The 13,370-nt window shown below is 41.4% G+C and carries 15 protein-coding genes; 5 read left to right on the forward strand and 10 right to left on the reverse strand.

The genetic code is table 11. From position 1 onward, the window contains the following. Nucleotides 1-10: 10 nt before the first annotated feature. The gene (locus tag AC1EU0_RS10705) at nt 11-1,171 is read right to left on the reverse strand and encodes a cysteine desulfurase family protein (protein ID WP_480302394.1); all 1,161 of its coding nucleotides are present in this window, start codon (nt 1,169-1,171) and stop codon (nt 11-13) included. 33 nt (nt 1,172-1,204) lie between these two features. Beyond that, nucleotides 1,205-1,531 carry a DUF952 domain-containing protein gene (locus tag AC1EU0_RS10710; protein WP_480302395.1) on the reverse strand — a complete coding sequence of 109 codons (327 nt, stop codon included), beginning with the start codon at nt 1,529-1,531 and terminating at the stop codon, nt 1,205-1,207. A 303-nt stretch (nt 1,532-1,834) separates the two neighbouring features. On the opposite strand from AC1EU0_RS10710, the gene AC1EU0_RS10715 reads away from it, so the two are divergent. From AC1EU0_RS10715 to AC1EU0_RS10735, 5 genes are all read left to right on the forward strand, one after another. Beyond that, complete coding sequence (locus tag AC1EU0_RS10715) at nt 1,835-2,509, forward strand: hypothetical protein (protein ID WP_480302396.1); 675 nt, start codon at nt 1,835-1,837, stop codon at nt 2,507-2,509. After that, nucleotides 2,481-2,819: a hypothetical protein gene (locus tag AC1EU0_RS10720; protein ID WP_480302397.1), complete on the forward strand. Its 339-nt coding sequence runs from the start codon at nt 2,481-2,483 to the stop codon at nt 2,817-2,819. Before AC1EU0_RS10715 ends, AC1EU0_RS10720 begins: the two co-directional genes overlap by 29 nt. A gap of 1 nt (nt 2,820) precedes the next feature. Beyond that, nucleotides 2,821-3,489, forward strand: a complete 669-nt coding sequence (locus AC1EU0_RS10725; protein WP_480302398.1) for a hypothetical protein — start codon at nt 2,821-2,823, stop codon at nt 3,487-3,489. Between the two features lie 134 nt (nt 3,490-3,623). Beyond that, nucleotides 3,624-3,767 carry a hypothetical protein gene (locus tag AC1EU0_RS10730; RefSeq protein WP_170308347.1) on the forward strand — a complete coding sequence of 48 codons (144 nt, stop codon included), beginning with the start codon at nt 3,624-3,626 and terminating at the stop codon, nt 3,765-3,767. Beyond that, the gene (locus AC1EU0_RS10735) at nt 3,767-4,516 is read left to right on the forward strand and encodes a hypothetical protein (protein WP_480302399.1); all 750 of its coding nucleotides are present in this window, start codon (nt 3,767-3,769) and stop codon (nt 4,514-4,516) included. The genes AC1EU0_RS10730 and AC1EU0_RS10735 overlap by 1 nt, the downstream gene beginning before the upstream one ends. Before the next feature lie 121 nt (nt 4,517-4,637). Here the strand turns inward: AC1EU0_RS10735 and AC1EU0_RS10740 are convergent, their stop codons facing one another. The 8 genes from AC1EU0_RS10740 to AC1EU0_RS10775 are packed head-to-tail and all read right to left on the reverse strand — an operon-like array spanning nt 4,638 to nt 13,347. Further along, entirely contained in the window at nt 4,638-5,633 is a 996-nt protein-coding gene (locus tag AC1EU0_RS10740) for an ArdC family protein (RefSeq protein WP_480302400.1), read from the reverse strand. Nucleotides 5,634-5,636: 3 nt separating this feature from the next. Beyond that, a complete protein-coding gene (locus AC1EU0_RS10745; RefSeq protein WP_480302401.1) occupies nt 5,637-5,810 on the reverse strand; it encodes a hypothetical protein in 174 nt (57 codons plus the stop codon). Then, nucleotides 5,788-7,680 carry an LPD7 domain-containing protein gene (locus tag AC1EU0_RS10750; RefSeq protein ID WP_480302402.1) on the reverse strand — a complete coding sequence of 631 codons (1,893 nt, stop codon included), beginning with the start codon at nt 7,678-7,680 and terminating at the stop codon, nt 5,788-5,790. The genes AC1EU0_RS10745 and AC1EU0_RS10750 overlap by 23 nt, the downstream gene beginning before the upstream one ends. Beyond that, nucleotides 7,673-9,526 carry a type IV secretory system conjugative DNA transfer family protein gene (locus AC1EU0_RS10755; protein ID WP_480302403.1) on the reverse strand — a complete coding sequence of 618 codons (1,854 nt, stop codon included), beginning with the start codon at nt 9,524-9,526 and terminating at the stop codon, nt 7,673-7,675. The genes AC1EU0_RS10750 and AC1EU0_RS10755 overlap by 8 nt, the downstream gene beginning before the upstream one ends. Beyond that, nucleotides 9,523-10,584, reverse strand: coding sequence for a P-type DNA transfer ATPase VirB11 (gene virB11 / locus AC1EU0_RS10760; protein ID WP_480302404.1), 1,062 nt, complete (start codon nt 10,582-10,584; stop codon nt 9,523-9,525). Before virB11 ends, AC1EU0_RS10755 begins: the two co-directional genes overlap by 4 nt. Next, entirely contained in the window at nt 10,562-11,701 is a 1,140-nt protein-coding gene (virB10, locus tag AC1EU0_RS10765; RefSeq protein WP_480302405.1) for a type IV secretion system protein VirB10, read from the reverse strand. The genes virB11 and virB10 overlap by 23 nt, the downstream gene beginning before the upstream one ends. After that, the gene (gene virB9, locus AC1EU0_RS10770) at nt 11,694-12,611 is read right to left on the reverse strand and encodes a P-type conjugative transfer protein VirB9 (protein WP_480302406.1); all 918 of its coding nucleotides are present in this window, start codon (nt 12,609-12,611) and stop codon (nt 11,694-11,696) included. The genes virB10 and virB9 overlap by 8 nt, the downstream gene beginning before the upstream one ends. Nucleotide 12,612: 1 nt before the next feature. Next, nucleotides 12,613-13,347, reverse strand: coding sequence for a VirB8 family type IV secretion system protein (locus tag AC1EU0_RS10775; protein WP_480302407.1), 735 nt, complete (start codon nt 13,345-13,347; stop codon nt 12,613-12,615). Nucleotides 13,348-13,370: the final 23 nt, after the last annotated feature.

A 13,370-nucleotide genomic window follows, 5' to 3' on the forward strand; every position in this document is an offset into this window, starting at 1 on the left:
TGAAAAGCGACTAAATTGTCGCTTTTTTTATAGCCTCAACAAAAGTAGAAATCTCATCACGAGTAATATCTAGAGGAAAACTTACTCTAAATGTTTTATCTGCCTGCTCCCTCGGCATACCTAGCGCAGTTAATACATGAGAAGGTTCAATCGTTTTAGAGGTACAAGCAGAGCCTTGGGCAATACAAAATTGATCATCTTGCTGTCTGATCAACAGGGAAGTGTTTGTGTCATGAAGAGTGAGTGACATACAGCTTGGTAATGTGGTCGAGTTACCATTGATAGAAAAACGAATGTCATTTGAATCTAGCTTATCAATTAAATAGTCTTTTGCTTCAGTCTTTTTGAAATCGCTATAGTATTGTGGGAATAACTCAACCGCTTTACCAAAACCAATGATTAATGGCGCAGCGACGGTTCCACCTCTTAAACCATCTTCTTGTCCTGCTCCATGAATGACAGGCTGTAAGTGCTTTTTTCGTAAATCACGAATGTAGACAGCTCCAATTCCTTTTGGTCCAGCAATTTTGTGCGCCGACAACGAAAGAACATCAATATTCATATCATCAACATCAATCTCTTCTTTCATAAAACTCTGAGCGCAATCACTATGAAACAAAACACCTTTTGAAAAACATAGCTCTCCAATTTCGGCAATCGGATTGAGCGTGCCAAGCTCATTATTAGCATGCATGATTGAAACCATAGCAGTATCCTCACGCAATGATTTAGAAACCGCTTCTGCAGTGATGATCCCATTCTCATTTGGCTTGATAAAAGTAATTTCAAACCCTTGAGTTTCAAGATACGAACAAATTGCAAAGATACATTTATGCTCAATTTGTGAGGTAATAATGTGCTTTTTATTGCTTGGAACACTTCCCCCAAACAACAGGCTTTTAAACGCTATGTTATTTGACTCCGTGGCACCACTCGTAAACACTATCTCACTTGGATACGCCCCGATTTCATCTGCAATTTGCTCTCTAACACGCTGTATTTTATCTGAGACTTCAACACCCAATTTGTGACTCGATGCCGAGTTAGCAAAAGAAAGCTTAAAAGCATCAATAAGTGCTTGTTGAACTTCGGGTAAAACAGGGTAAGAAGCAGCTGTATCTAGATAAATCATAAACGGGAGTGGCAATTGATTATCAGAAGATACTAACATGCATTCACATCCTTGATTACAGAAATTTTATGTTTAATAACTCTGATATTTTAGTTCTAGATGCGCAATATTTCTAACCGCAAACTTAGGTAGTGCTTGATATAAATGTGGGTACTTTTCATCATCACCTAAATCCACCGACGCTTTGTCTTTTATATGGTTTCGGATCAAGTCTTTTTCAATTTCTAGCAAATAGACTTCATCTGAACCTTTGAAGAAAGCTTTTATGACTTTCTGGATTTGATGTTCGTAAGCGAGATGGATAAAGCCAACTTGTTTTAAAGACTTGGGCTGATAATGATCATGAAGGTTGAACTGATAAAGCTCTTCGGCTTTTAAGATGTGATACAGCTTGTTCACATATACTCCTTAACGTTGTAATCCATTACTTTGCAGTATTATCCTTGGCTGCAGCGCTTTCCTGTTTTGGAAATCTAACTTTACCATATGGAGTTCTTTTTGTGTGAGAAATACTAAAACAGTATGGTTCTTTGAGGGGGATTTAGTGACTAAAAAAGTTATAAAGGTCTGAAGACATCATCTTAATAATTGTCGTCTATTGTAACTTCAACGATAAAAATAATTAGTTGGCTAAATTGCAAACAGACGTTATGTATCTCCGCATATATAATATACACCTTGTTGTAATTAGGGATCTTTTCTATGGAAGGTAATTCAAATCACCCCTCAAAAGATAATTTATCTTGGGGAATGCTCATCAAAGGTGTATTCATTCAGCTTGACTGGGGTCTTAGCCGAATTCTAGCTAAATCAATTAAATTCTTATTAATGGCGGTCATTGCAATAGTGAGTTTTTTACTAGTACGAAAAGGGCTGATTGGGATTAGTGAATACGGAGAAGGTTTGGCTGAACTTTCTAATGCTGAAATTGGCTTTATTGTGTTAGCAGTAATCTTAGTTTGCCGATTATTCATTTACTCATCAATTACCAGTGTTTCCAGTTGGAGAACTTATGCAACTCCATTCTTTTGGTTTGGTATATTCGTTTTACTGGGTTGGTCAATGGTTAGCCTAATTTTACTGAGTGATATTCAAGGTGCAAAAGAAAATCTAGAGCTGTACTTCCAAACGCAAGAGCACCGTCTTCAACTAATTTTGATGGCCATCTTTTTATTCAGCCTTTATATCTCGGTACCAAGCCAAAAACTTATTGTTGATGATGAGGTTAACAATGAAGAAGTTGAAGAGTCAGCAGACGTAGCGAAGACGCAAAACACTTCTGAGTCCAAACCTGAACAAGATACAAAACCAAAAGATACAAGAGAACAATCTACCAAGGAAGAAGTAAATGAAGCTGATAAAAACTCTGCTGTTTAGTGCATTAATGACCAACATGTTGATTGCTAGCGTTCAGGCAAAGGAGCCCAAAATGTCTCTGATTGAAGGCTGTCATGAACTGGTGAATATTCAGAAAAATAAAAATGAAAGACGATTACTTGCAGCGCAAACAACTTCTTTATCTGAGTCTCTCCGGGCAGGTTATTGTTTAGGAGTTATTGCAGAGTACTCTAAGGCTCATAATTGTCGTTCCGACTGGTTCGAGCGAGCTAAATTTATTGCAAAATTTTATGATGAAAGAGATCGTCTTTCTGAGAAAAATATCTTGAAGCAATCTTGTAAAATCTGACATGGATAATCTATCGCTACCGCAAGCAATAAACAAGCTATTCGGTGTTGAGCTATCGGAAAACAAGGCATTAAAAGATCTTGTTTATCCGTTAGCTCGATTTCCGAAGTCGAGTCCAGCAAAGAACTTTTTAAATGTTGTTCGAGAAAAAATCGAATACAGTGATAAGTACAATATCCTAGTACCTTATGCTAGTTTGATAAAACTGCATAATGCAGTGATTCTGCAGTGTATCTTCGCAGACACAAAAAAAGTGAAAGATATTTTTGTCGAGAGAAAAAAGCGCACACTGGCAGCAGAGTTTATTCAAATGCTCTTGATTGATAGGCAATCAGCTATTGGTATTAGTTTATCTGCAGACAAAAGTTGCCGATTGGTTGAGATACTATTCTCTAATAATCCGCTAGATGAAGTACAGCTTCCAAATCCATTTGAACAATTACCTATATTGTCTGGTTCAAGTTTGGTTCAGGGCATACTCATGCAAAGCGCTGCAATTTCTCAAGGAGAAAAAATGATGATGCATTACCTTAGTGGTGATTTGGAGCTTGCTTATCAAACCTCTCTTTCAATCCGTTCGACAAACGAAGTTATCAATAAGTATCAATTGCTTATTGCTTCTGAGTATCAAGAGGCTGTAGATTTTGATCATCTTTTAGAAAATATTTAATTTTTTGGGGTTGTGAGTGCAGTGCACTCATTCAATCTGTATCTCGTTCGAACAAAGGTAACTTTGGAGAACAACTTTAACTCTTGATAACCAATCATGTTGATTGGCCGAGAAATAATTTAAAGGATATAGAAATGAATACACTTACTATCAAGCCTCAAGATAATAGCTCAAACATGAAAAATGGAAACAAAGGTTCTTCTGGTACTAATCGCCAATATGACCAAGTTCATGGTAATCGTGGTAAGCAACAAAACCCTAACCAAAAGGGGAAGTAATGAGTTTTGTAAAGCTTAGACCATGGAATTGTCGCACTATCTTTTTTGATCTTGAGTTTTATGTTCCTGAATGTAATCGAAAAGATGTAGGTTTAAATTACAATCCTTGGGATAAAAAAAATACACTTATTGGGGGCTCGTTTTTGTCTGTAAACCCTCAAGTAAACTTTGTTCAAACTGATCACAAAAATAGAAGCGAGGTTAAGTCCTTTTGGATTTGGAATTATAATTCTGAAAGAGAACTATTAGTTGATATTTTTAGGTTTATTAAAAGAGAATCAGAGCTAGTTAGGAAATCTCATCAAGGTAGGCATTCATCAGTGTTATGTGGTATTGGAATTACATCTTCAGATGTTCCTGTCCTTTTTGAGCTTTTCAAACGTTATAATATTCTTTCAAATTCGGATGCTTTTATTTTTCAAAATGAACTCAGGGTACTAGATTTATCGCAATTAGCATTAGTATCGTTCAATTGTAAGAGTGACTATTTATACCCAAAAGCAAAAAATGACATATTGAATAAATATCAACAGGGGAAAAGGTTTGAATGCGGCTCCAGTGTATGGGGTCTTTATGAAGATAAAAAATATACAGATATCGAAGACAGAGTTGTAGATGAAGTTATGTGTACATTTTTTTCTTATAATTCAATATTAAAAGATATCCGAAAATTTAAAGCTCTTGAGGCTGAAGATAAGAAAAGAGCTAAATTGAAGTTAGTTGAAAAACTGGAATGTCACGCTAACTAAATGTCATGACAGAAAGCAACGTGGTCTGGTTTATTGAACAGGCCATCTTTCACAGCTCACACTTTCACGTCTACATCTAATGAAGCTACAGTCTTTGTCATGTTTAGCTTAAGTGCACGGCTCATAATTCCATACCGCTTTCAATTTTAGTGTCTTTCTGTTTTGAAATTAACTTTGAAACAGATGTATTCATGGGCTTATTGAGATTTGTTGTTTTTTGATTTTCATGCTCAAGCGACATCACATAACTCTGGATTTTTTCAGCGTCCCTTGAAGCTCTTAATATTTCTTTAGGATCATCCTTTAAAACCTCAACCCACGCATCAATATAAGCGGCATGTTGCCCGAAGTCGTGGCCTATTTGCAGTTCGTCGCCGATCATGAGTGAGGCAATTTCGGCTCTGAGTTCTTCTTTGGCGTAGGATTCATCACCGAAACGGCCTGTCATATCTCGATCTAGTCGGCTAGAATGACCTGTGCTGTGGGCTGCCTCATGAAAAATGGTCGCCAGATAACGGTCTGCGGTTTCAAATTGGGCTTTGGTGGGTAAATGAATGCTATCGGTTACTGGGCTGTAGTAAGCATTATCAAATTGATCATGGTGAATGGCGACACCGACATTGTTTAAGATTTTCTCAGCTCGTTCGTGGCGTTGCCAGTCGGGTTCCGTTTTGATTTCAAGCTCTGGTAAGCCTTCAATTTGTGCGGCATTAAAGACAACAGCACTGAAGACTTTGGGCTTTTCTAGCTTGATGGTTTCTTTTATGGGTTTGCCATCAGAGCCTATGATCTTTTTGCCGTTGCTGTCATTTTTATCTACCTTATCGAACAGCTTCCAGTATTGAACGATAGTGCCATGTTGTCCTTTCATTACTTTGGCATCGAGGCTATTGGCTTGTTTGAAGGTCATCCACCTTGGATCTTGCCTTCCTTGCATAGCTAACCATATCGCATTTGAACCTTTGTACTTAGTACCGCTCACTGGATTGTGAGGCATTCTTGGCTCGCCAGGTTTCCAAGGTAATTGCCACGGTGCGGTGCCTTGTTTGAGTTGCTGAATAAGCTTGTTGGCGATTTGTTCATGGTACGGGACTTTGTTCTTTGAGTTCGTTGGCATGGTTTACTCCTCATCAGTATCAACTTCTACTGCTTCCCATGCGTCTTGTTCCGATAGTGCATCTTCCTCAAATGCGCCTAGTTCTTCGGCTTCTGCTGCTGTGACTTCTACAATGTTTTGTGGAATATTGAGTCGGTATAGCTTTTCATCGAGTTTAGTGTTCGAGTTGGTGTTCATAGTGGGTTTCCTTGTTTGGTGCAAAACGGGATTTGGCAATCGAATTTTGTGGGGAAAACCTCTGCTTAAATCGTTCTAATGCGGATTGGGGTTTGTTTTGTGTGGTAGCTTGCTGCTTTGGTGGTGAAGTGGCTGGCTGAGCTTGGGGCTTTACTATTTGAGTTTGTTGGTGAGCTTGAGCCTGTTGGGATGGCTTGTTGATGGTTCCCCCTTGCTGTGCCAAGCGTTGATAATCCAAGGGGTGTGGTCTGTAGCCTGTGACTTCTATGCCTTTGATTTTAGCTTGCAGCCATGCTTCACGCTTAAAGTTCTGACTGCCTCGAAGCTTGACTTGTTGCCAACCTCGATGCTCGGCAATCGCCAATAAATCCATAATGATTTTGCTGTGCTCAAGCCGTGTTTGTAGCCTGTTGCCTTTGTCGATAAAGGCAAGTGCTGCTGAATTTCGATGAGGGAAATAGCCTTTACCATTGACAGTCACATAACGTAAATACAGATGTTTAGGCATAGGCATTTTGTGAGTTTTGGGTGCATCTTGCGTGTCGTCTTTTTCAGTTTTTGCTTGTGTCTTTGGTTCTGCCACTGAGCTGTGATTACTGGGTGATTCAGCTTGATCTGTTTCATGGAATGAAGTGTATTGCTCTGCTTTTTCAGGGGGCACTTTCTCTGGAATAATGCTGTTAAGTCTTGACAAGATCCGCTCTGACTTTTGATACTTTAGCTCAGGCCAACAACTTTCAATATAGCCTTCGATTTGCTTTTTCACTCGAACCACGCTGCTGCTCATGTGTAGATCATTAAAGTCGGTTAAGCCATGTTGAATTTGTTCTGTGGAAAACTTAGGCGTGAGCCAGTGCCCACCGACTAAGTTGGCTGACTCTCTGGCTTTTTGTATGCCTTTATTGATTTGATTTTTATGGTCATTGTCGGCAAGGAATAGATGTTTGGCATTGGGGTATTTAGCACTAATCTTTTCAGCGACTTTAGGCATATTCCCCGCATCTACTGTCATCACTACGCTACGACCTGTCGCTTCGGCAATACTCGCAGCTGTTGAGTAGCCTTCTGCATACAAAATAGGTTCATCAGTGTTCAGTGGTCTATCGCCGACCACAAAGAAGTGTCCTGATTTTTTTGCCCCTTTTTTAAGACATTTAAAACCATTGGGGCTGATCCGCTGTAGGCTATGAATATTCTGCTCTGTGTCATACAAAGGAATAACTAAGCGTCCTTTTTTATCCTTACATACGCCCGGATACGCCTGCACCAGTTTGCGCTGAAGATACTCTTGCCCTCTTGGTGAGGGCAATAACCGATACAGCTGTGCGCAGCGTTTGGCGTGATGTTGTTGCTTTTGATTAAGACTTTGCTCTCGTTGATAGCGAATATTGGCCATATGGGCTTTTTGATGAAGCCTTGCGGTTGGATTGGCTTGTTTAAAGCTGGCATGCCATTTTTGTGGTTCACTGTGATTGCGGTGATCTTGATACCAGCCAACAGGGAGGCCATCATTGAACACGGCATAGACTCCACTTTTTTGACCTCGTTTGTCATCCTGTGTCGCAACACGATGAATTTGACCGTCCATCATCGGTGGCTCTTTAAGTAAAAAGCCTGCGGTTTCCAGCACATTATTAAATTCAAGCAGAGGATCGGTATCGCTGTGCTGCTTCATCATATTGGGATCGGGCAGCCAAGGTTGAACTTTGCGTTTATCAGTGCCAGCTTTGGCGAACCACAAGCCTTGTTCACCATCAAAGCTAATGCCTGCAACTCCATTGCTGAGTCTGCCAATTTCTTGTTGAGCTTGCGCTCTATCGTCATAACCCACAGCCAAATAGGTTTTATGTTTCAATTGCTCATTACTCATAGTTTTCATCTCCCACTACATTTTTGAAATCAGTAACCAAGTCGTTCATTGGTGTTTTTTGATATATAGGTTTGGGTTCTGTTTGGCTCGGTTGATCTGCAACACTATTGTCAGGTTCAGATTGCTCAACACTTGTTGTATCGCCATCCTCAGCGCAGCGAATTTGAGTGATGGTGATTGAATGCTGTTTGGGTGTGACCTTGGGAATGTTTGGTGTTGCGTAGTAATTTTTATCTGGATGATTACCACGAATACTTAGCTGTTTGTCTTGATACCAACGTAGCTTTTGACATTGTACAGGAGGGCAACTTTCGAGAAGCAAAATGGCGTTATCAGCGCCCATTTGCATCAACTCTTGTGGCAGCATTAAGGCTCTACCGTGGTCGCTGACATTTTCACTTTTCCCACCTTTGCCTGATAACTGGCGGCTGCGACTGCGATTGTTAATAGTGGATGTGCCAAGGCTGTCGGAGATTTCTCTGGCCACTTTTGGGTTTTTCGGCGCAAAGATGATTTGTAGCGCATGGTTATCCATTAAGGTTTCAGCGCCATCGTGACCATAGATTTCTCTTAGCTGTGCTGGCGATTGAATAATGGTAAGCAGTCGCAAGCCATAACCCGCTACATAGCTTATGCCTTTGCTTAAAATGCTGACTTTGCCGATAGCAGCGAATTCGTCCATGAGTAGTAACACTTGGTATTTCAGTAGTGGGTTTTGCTCTGGCAGCTCACGAGTGTTGAGGTCAATCAATTGTTGAAAGAACAAATTGATGAGTGGTGATAAGCGACTTAAATCATCAGGCGTAACCCCCACATAAATCGACATTTTTTGCTGGCGTATTTGGCGTAAATCAAAGTCATTGCCTGCGGTAACCGCATCAATCACTGGGTTGTAAAACAGCTCTAATGCAGAGCTGAAACTTTTGCGAACTGAGCCACGGGTTCGCTCCGGCGTATCGAGGTATTCTTTGAGTGCTAACAGGCATTGACTGGATAAGCTGACATTGGAATCTAATCTCAACTCTAATTGCTGAGCTAGGTATTCATCGCCTTGAGTGAGCAGCCTTAACACTTCGCCCATAGTTACGGGCAGAGGTGGCGACTCAATTAGGTACAAGACTAAGCCTAGCCACAATGATCGAGCTGAGGCTTGCCATACTGGGGCTTCGTTATCGATATTGGGAAACAGCATTTGCCCAATTTTCTGAATATCGTTAATGCGAAAGCTTGGATCACTAGAGATGTAATACAGTGGATTCCAGCGATGGCTTTGGTAGTTTCTAGGCGCAAGATTAAGCAGAAAACACTCCTGACCGTGAGCCTTTCGAAAACCTGAACTGGTGTGCCAATTCTCTTGTTTGATATCCAGCACTACGACTGAATCTTGCCAACTGAGTAAGTTGGGAATCACCACACCGATACCTTTACCGCTTCGGGTAGGCGCAGACATTAATACATGCTGTTGACCTGCAAACTGTAGATATTGCTCTGACAAGCCAAAGCGTTTTTTGCCCACGACAATGCCAGATTTAGCTAACAGTCCAGCTTGCTTGATCTGCTTAGTGTCGGCAAATTTAGCATCACCGTACAGTGGCTGCTTTTTTGTTTTAAGCTTCTTAGCAATAAAGGCAATAACTGGCGCAAAGCCAATGATGACGGATAGAATGAGATAGAACTGAGTGATGCGTTGATGGCCAAAATAGTAAGCGTATTTGAAGATGGTTAACGGACTGGACTCTTTGACATTAAGGTTGGCAAACCACAAGAACAATACACCACTGAACCATAGGCTTGCGATTAACACGCTAATGATACTTGATAAAATAATCCAGCCACGTTTGCTCATTCTGCTTTCACCTCCTTTGGATTAAAGAACACTTCGCTGACAAAGCGCCTGCCATTAACCACTTGCAGCTGCACGATTACATCTACACATAAATTCAAAAGCTGCTTAATGTCTTCTCTGGATAATGACGACCCCGCTTGGCTTTCTTTTAGCAGTAACATCAGTTGTTCCATAGCCAGCTTTGGGCTACCTGCGTGCATGGTGGTGATACTGCCCGGATGCCCTGAATTAATATTGCGAAGAAAATAGAATGCTTCATCGCCTCGAATGAGTTCTGCAACAAACACTCGGTCGGGTTTCATCCGTAAGCTGGCTTCTAACAACTGCTTTTGAGTGATATTGGCAATGCCTTGATTGCCAGCGGAATAGAACAGACTGACAGTATTGGTATGAGTGTTATACAGCTGCAATTCGTCAACGTTTTCTATGGATATTAGGCGTTCTGAGTTTGGCACTTGTTGCAGTAATGAACGCAGAAATGTGGTTTTTCCTGAGCCTGTGGCACCAGAGACGATGATGTTCTTTCTAAGCTGAATGGCGAGTTTCAAAAAGGCAGCTATGGCACCTTGTTGTTTGAGTTCTATTAACTGTTGTTCGCTTTGATGTTGGTTATCCACTTCAATATGCTGAGCACTGAAATAGCCTTGCTGTTGATAATCATCCAAGCTGAACACCACACTCGATGGTTTGCGAATAGTCAGGCTGATTTTGCCGATTAAGGTCACAGGTGGTATGGCGATTTGGACTCGCTCACCATGAGGCAGTGTGGCCGATAAAATGGGGTGAGCTGCATCCAACTTTTGCCCTGAATAGGTCGCAATCAATTTGCTTAAGCGTTGGCAATACTCCAATGAAATGGCATTGGATTTATGTTTATTCCAACCTGTGTTTGACTCAGTTAATACTTGCTTGGACTGATTGATAACAATTTCTGTAACACTGGGCTGCATCAAATAAGCAGCCAGCAATTTCAAATGTTCCAGCAAAGCCAAAGAACGACAATCTTCGATTTTGATATCAGAGCTAGGGCTTTGATTAGTGGCTAAGTTTAAGCTCATAAACACTCCTAAAATCTAAGTCTCTGGCCACAAACACATTGATGTGTTCCCCTTGGTTTTTATACAAAGTTGGTTTGATATGAATCGAGTCTTGAAGTGCAATAGAAGCGAGATCTTTAGTACCTCCAATGGTGTCTCCGAATTGGATTGTGTTGCTATTTCCTTTAGATTTATTGGCGTAATAGGTTCCGACATCACCAATCAAGCTGAGTAACATCGCACTGCCAAATCGCTGTCCAAAATGACCATCGACATAACCACTATGACCGCTACGGCCAAGGCTGTCGGTTCCCGGTGAAGCTAAATCCAAAATCACACCCGTTGGAGTTTCGATGCGATCCCACAATACAAAAATTCGAGCTTGTCCTTGCTCTAATCCAGCTTGGTATTCACCAACAATATGACTGCCTTTTTCGAGCAGCAATACCTTGCCATTGGTAGAGTAAATATCACGGCTGAGTTGACAACGGGTCATGCCTGCTACGTCGCTGCTAATGGCGGTTTCTAAAATGCAGTCGAGAAATGCGCCTTTGGTAATAAACAAGTTGGGATCAATGATTCGACTAGCGATGCTGCCCTGAATTTTAGTGGCTTGTAATTGTTGGTTTAGTGAGTGGCTATTAGGCTGCTCTTGGTTTATGTCTGGCAAGGAGTCTTGTTGTTGAATGTTTCTTGGAACAGCCTGTTGCGAGCTGTTATTGAGTACCAATAAGCCATCTAACTGTTTACGTTTTTGTGGAGTGAGTGTTTTTTTCTGGCCACTTAAACGAGCTAAATGACCAAACTGCGGTGAGTTGGGTTCGTCCAATTGCCCAGTATGAATGATTGAGTTTGTCTCAATGTTTGGTTTTGTTTTTATACTGGTAACAGGTTTATTCGTTGGCTCAGGTGGCGCTCCAAGGTGATCAGCAATGGTGTAATGATGATGGGTTGAGTCTGTGTCTGATTGGGCATGGCTAAAACCGCCATTGATGGCCACTAACAGCACAATCATTAAGGCAGCGATGGCAGACATTACTGCTTTGGTGAGCCACGTATTACTTTGAACTCGGTTGCCTAGCTCTGGAACCGGATTGTTGGAAAGCTCTGGCTCTTGGTTGGTGTGTTGTTCAGCCATGCGAACCTCCACGCCTTTTGGCAATGCGCTTTACTTGTGGGATTTGTGTCTTTTGATAACTTGCAGGCTTTTCTGCATCAAAGGATTGGTTAAACAAGCACAAGACTAATTGGCCTTGTCGCAGCACTAATCTTCTAACTACTCGCCTGATCACTATGGTGTTGGGAAAGTCAGGATTGATATGACTATTCACCAAGCTTTCACTGTTGTCGCTATTGACGGTATATACCGCAGGCAAGTCTTGTTTGGGATTAAACTTGAGGTAAGTAAAGCGGCCATCATCAAAGACCGTTACAGGCAATAAGGCTTTATCACCTTTATAGAAATAATTCTGGCTATTCACCTGTGGCGAGGTGTGAAGGCTTAACTGATCTTCAAGTAACTGCTGTTGATTGTGTTGGTGTAACTGAGTTTTAAGATCATCGGGATAGATAAAATCCACCGCAAACATCATATTACGGCTTGTGGCTTGATTAGTGTTTTTTAGCAGTGACGCATTGAGCTCAAATTGGTACACATGACGATTAGTCAGCACCGTCATATTAGTGATGGCTAGCTGGGCTTTGGGTTTGATAAAAATGTGGTTATCAACGGGAGTCACACTCCATGCAGCACTGTCGCCCATCGCAATCTGTTTGATGGTTTCTCCGTTGGCAAAGGCAATATCGATCGCAAAACCATAATGGCCAACTAACTTCACCACTTGTTGCGGATTGAAGTTGATATGGCGTACTCGTTTATCAAAATGGCCGATATGCGGTGTTTCTAAAGCAAAAGAAGTAAAAGAAAACAGCATTAACGTCATGCCTGTGAAGACGGGCACCCAGTGACTTTTACCTATACTGAGTCTCAAAGGCACTAGGCACCTGCCTTCGCAGGTGCGACGGTGGGAGGTAGATAGTTTACTCATCCTAATCCCCTCCTGTGGCTTGGTCATTGCGATAGCTCAGTACTTGAAAACCGAGAGGATTCAATTGCCTGTCAGATACCGACATAGGTGCATTACGGTAAGTAAAAGTGATGGTAGCAACCCAATGGGTTAACGGGTGATCTTCACCAATTTGCTTTACTCGTTTGGTATATCGAACTAAAGCAGTTGTGGTTGATTCCCCATTGCTTTTATCGTGAGCGATAAAGCTGATGGCATTAACCTTGATAAATAGCTGCGCTGATTGCCCATAAAGATTAATGGACGCATTGGGATTGGATTTGGGATCGGTTTGTATGCCGTAATCTTGTTGAACATTTTCATCAGACATTAGGCCGATAAGCTTTCGGTCATAACTTCGTGTTTGCCACTGGTAGCCTTCTCGATGGCGCAGGTATTGAGCTAAGAAATATTTATCTAGCACTTCCTGAGCCTGTTGTTTGACTTGTCCCTTGCTGCTTAAGGACGATACCACATCCACAAAACCTGTGTTGTTATCGACTCGAATCACAAAGGGTTCGATGGATTTTAGCGGCATTAAGGTGATTAGGCTGACGACCAAAAGCGTGGTAATCAAAGCCAGCAACAAACAGTATTTCCAAGCACGTTGCTCAGATTGTTTGATTTTGACGTTGAGCTCAGCATCCCAACCTCTGGCCTCGGCAAAGTATTTCTGTAATAACTGCTTATCAGTAAGTTGCTGCTCAAGCTCAGCCATGACGTACCTCAACAGACTTAACC

It is taken from the genome of Parashewanella sp. 2210YD4-3 (assembly GCF_056591735.1).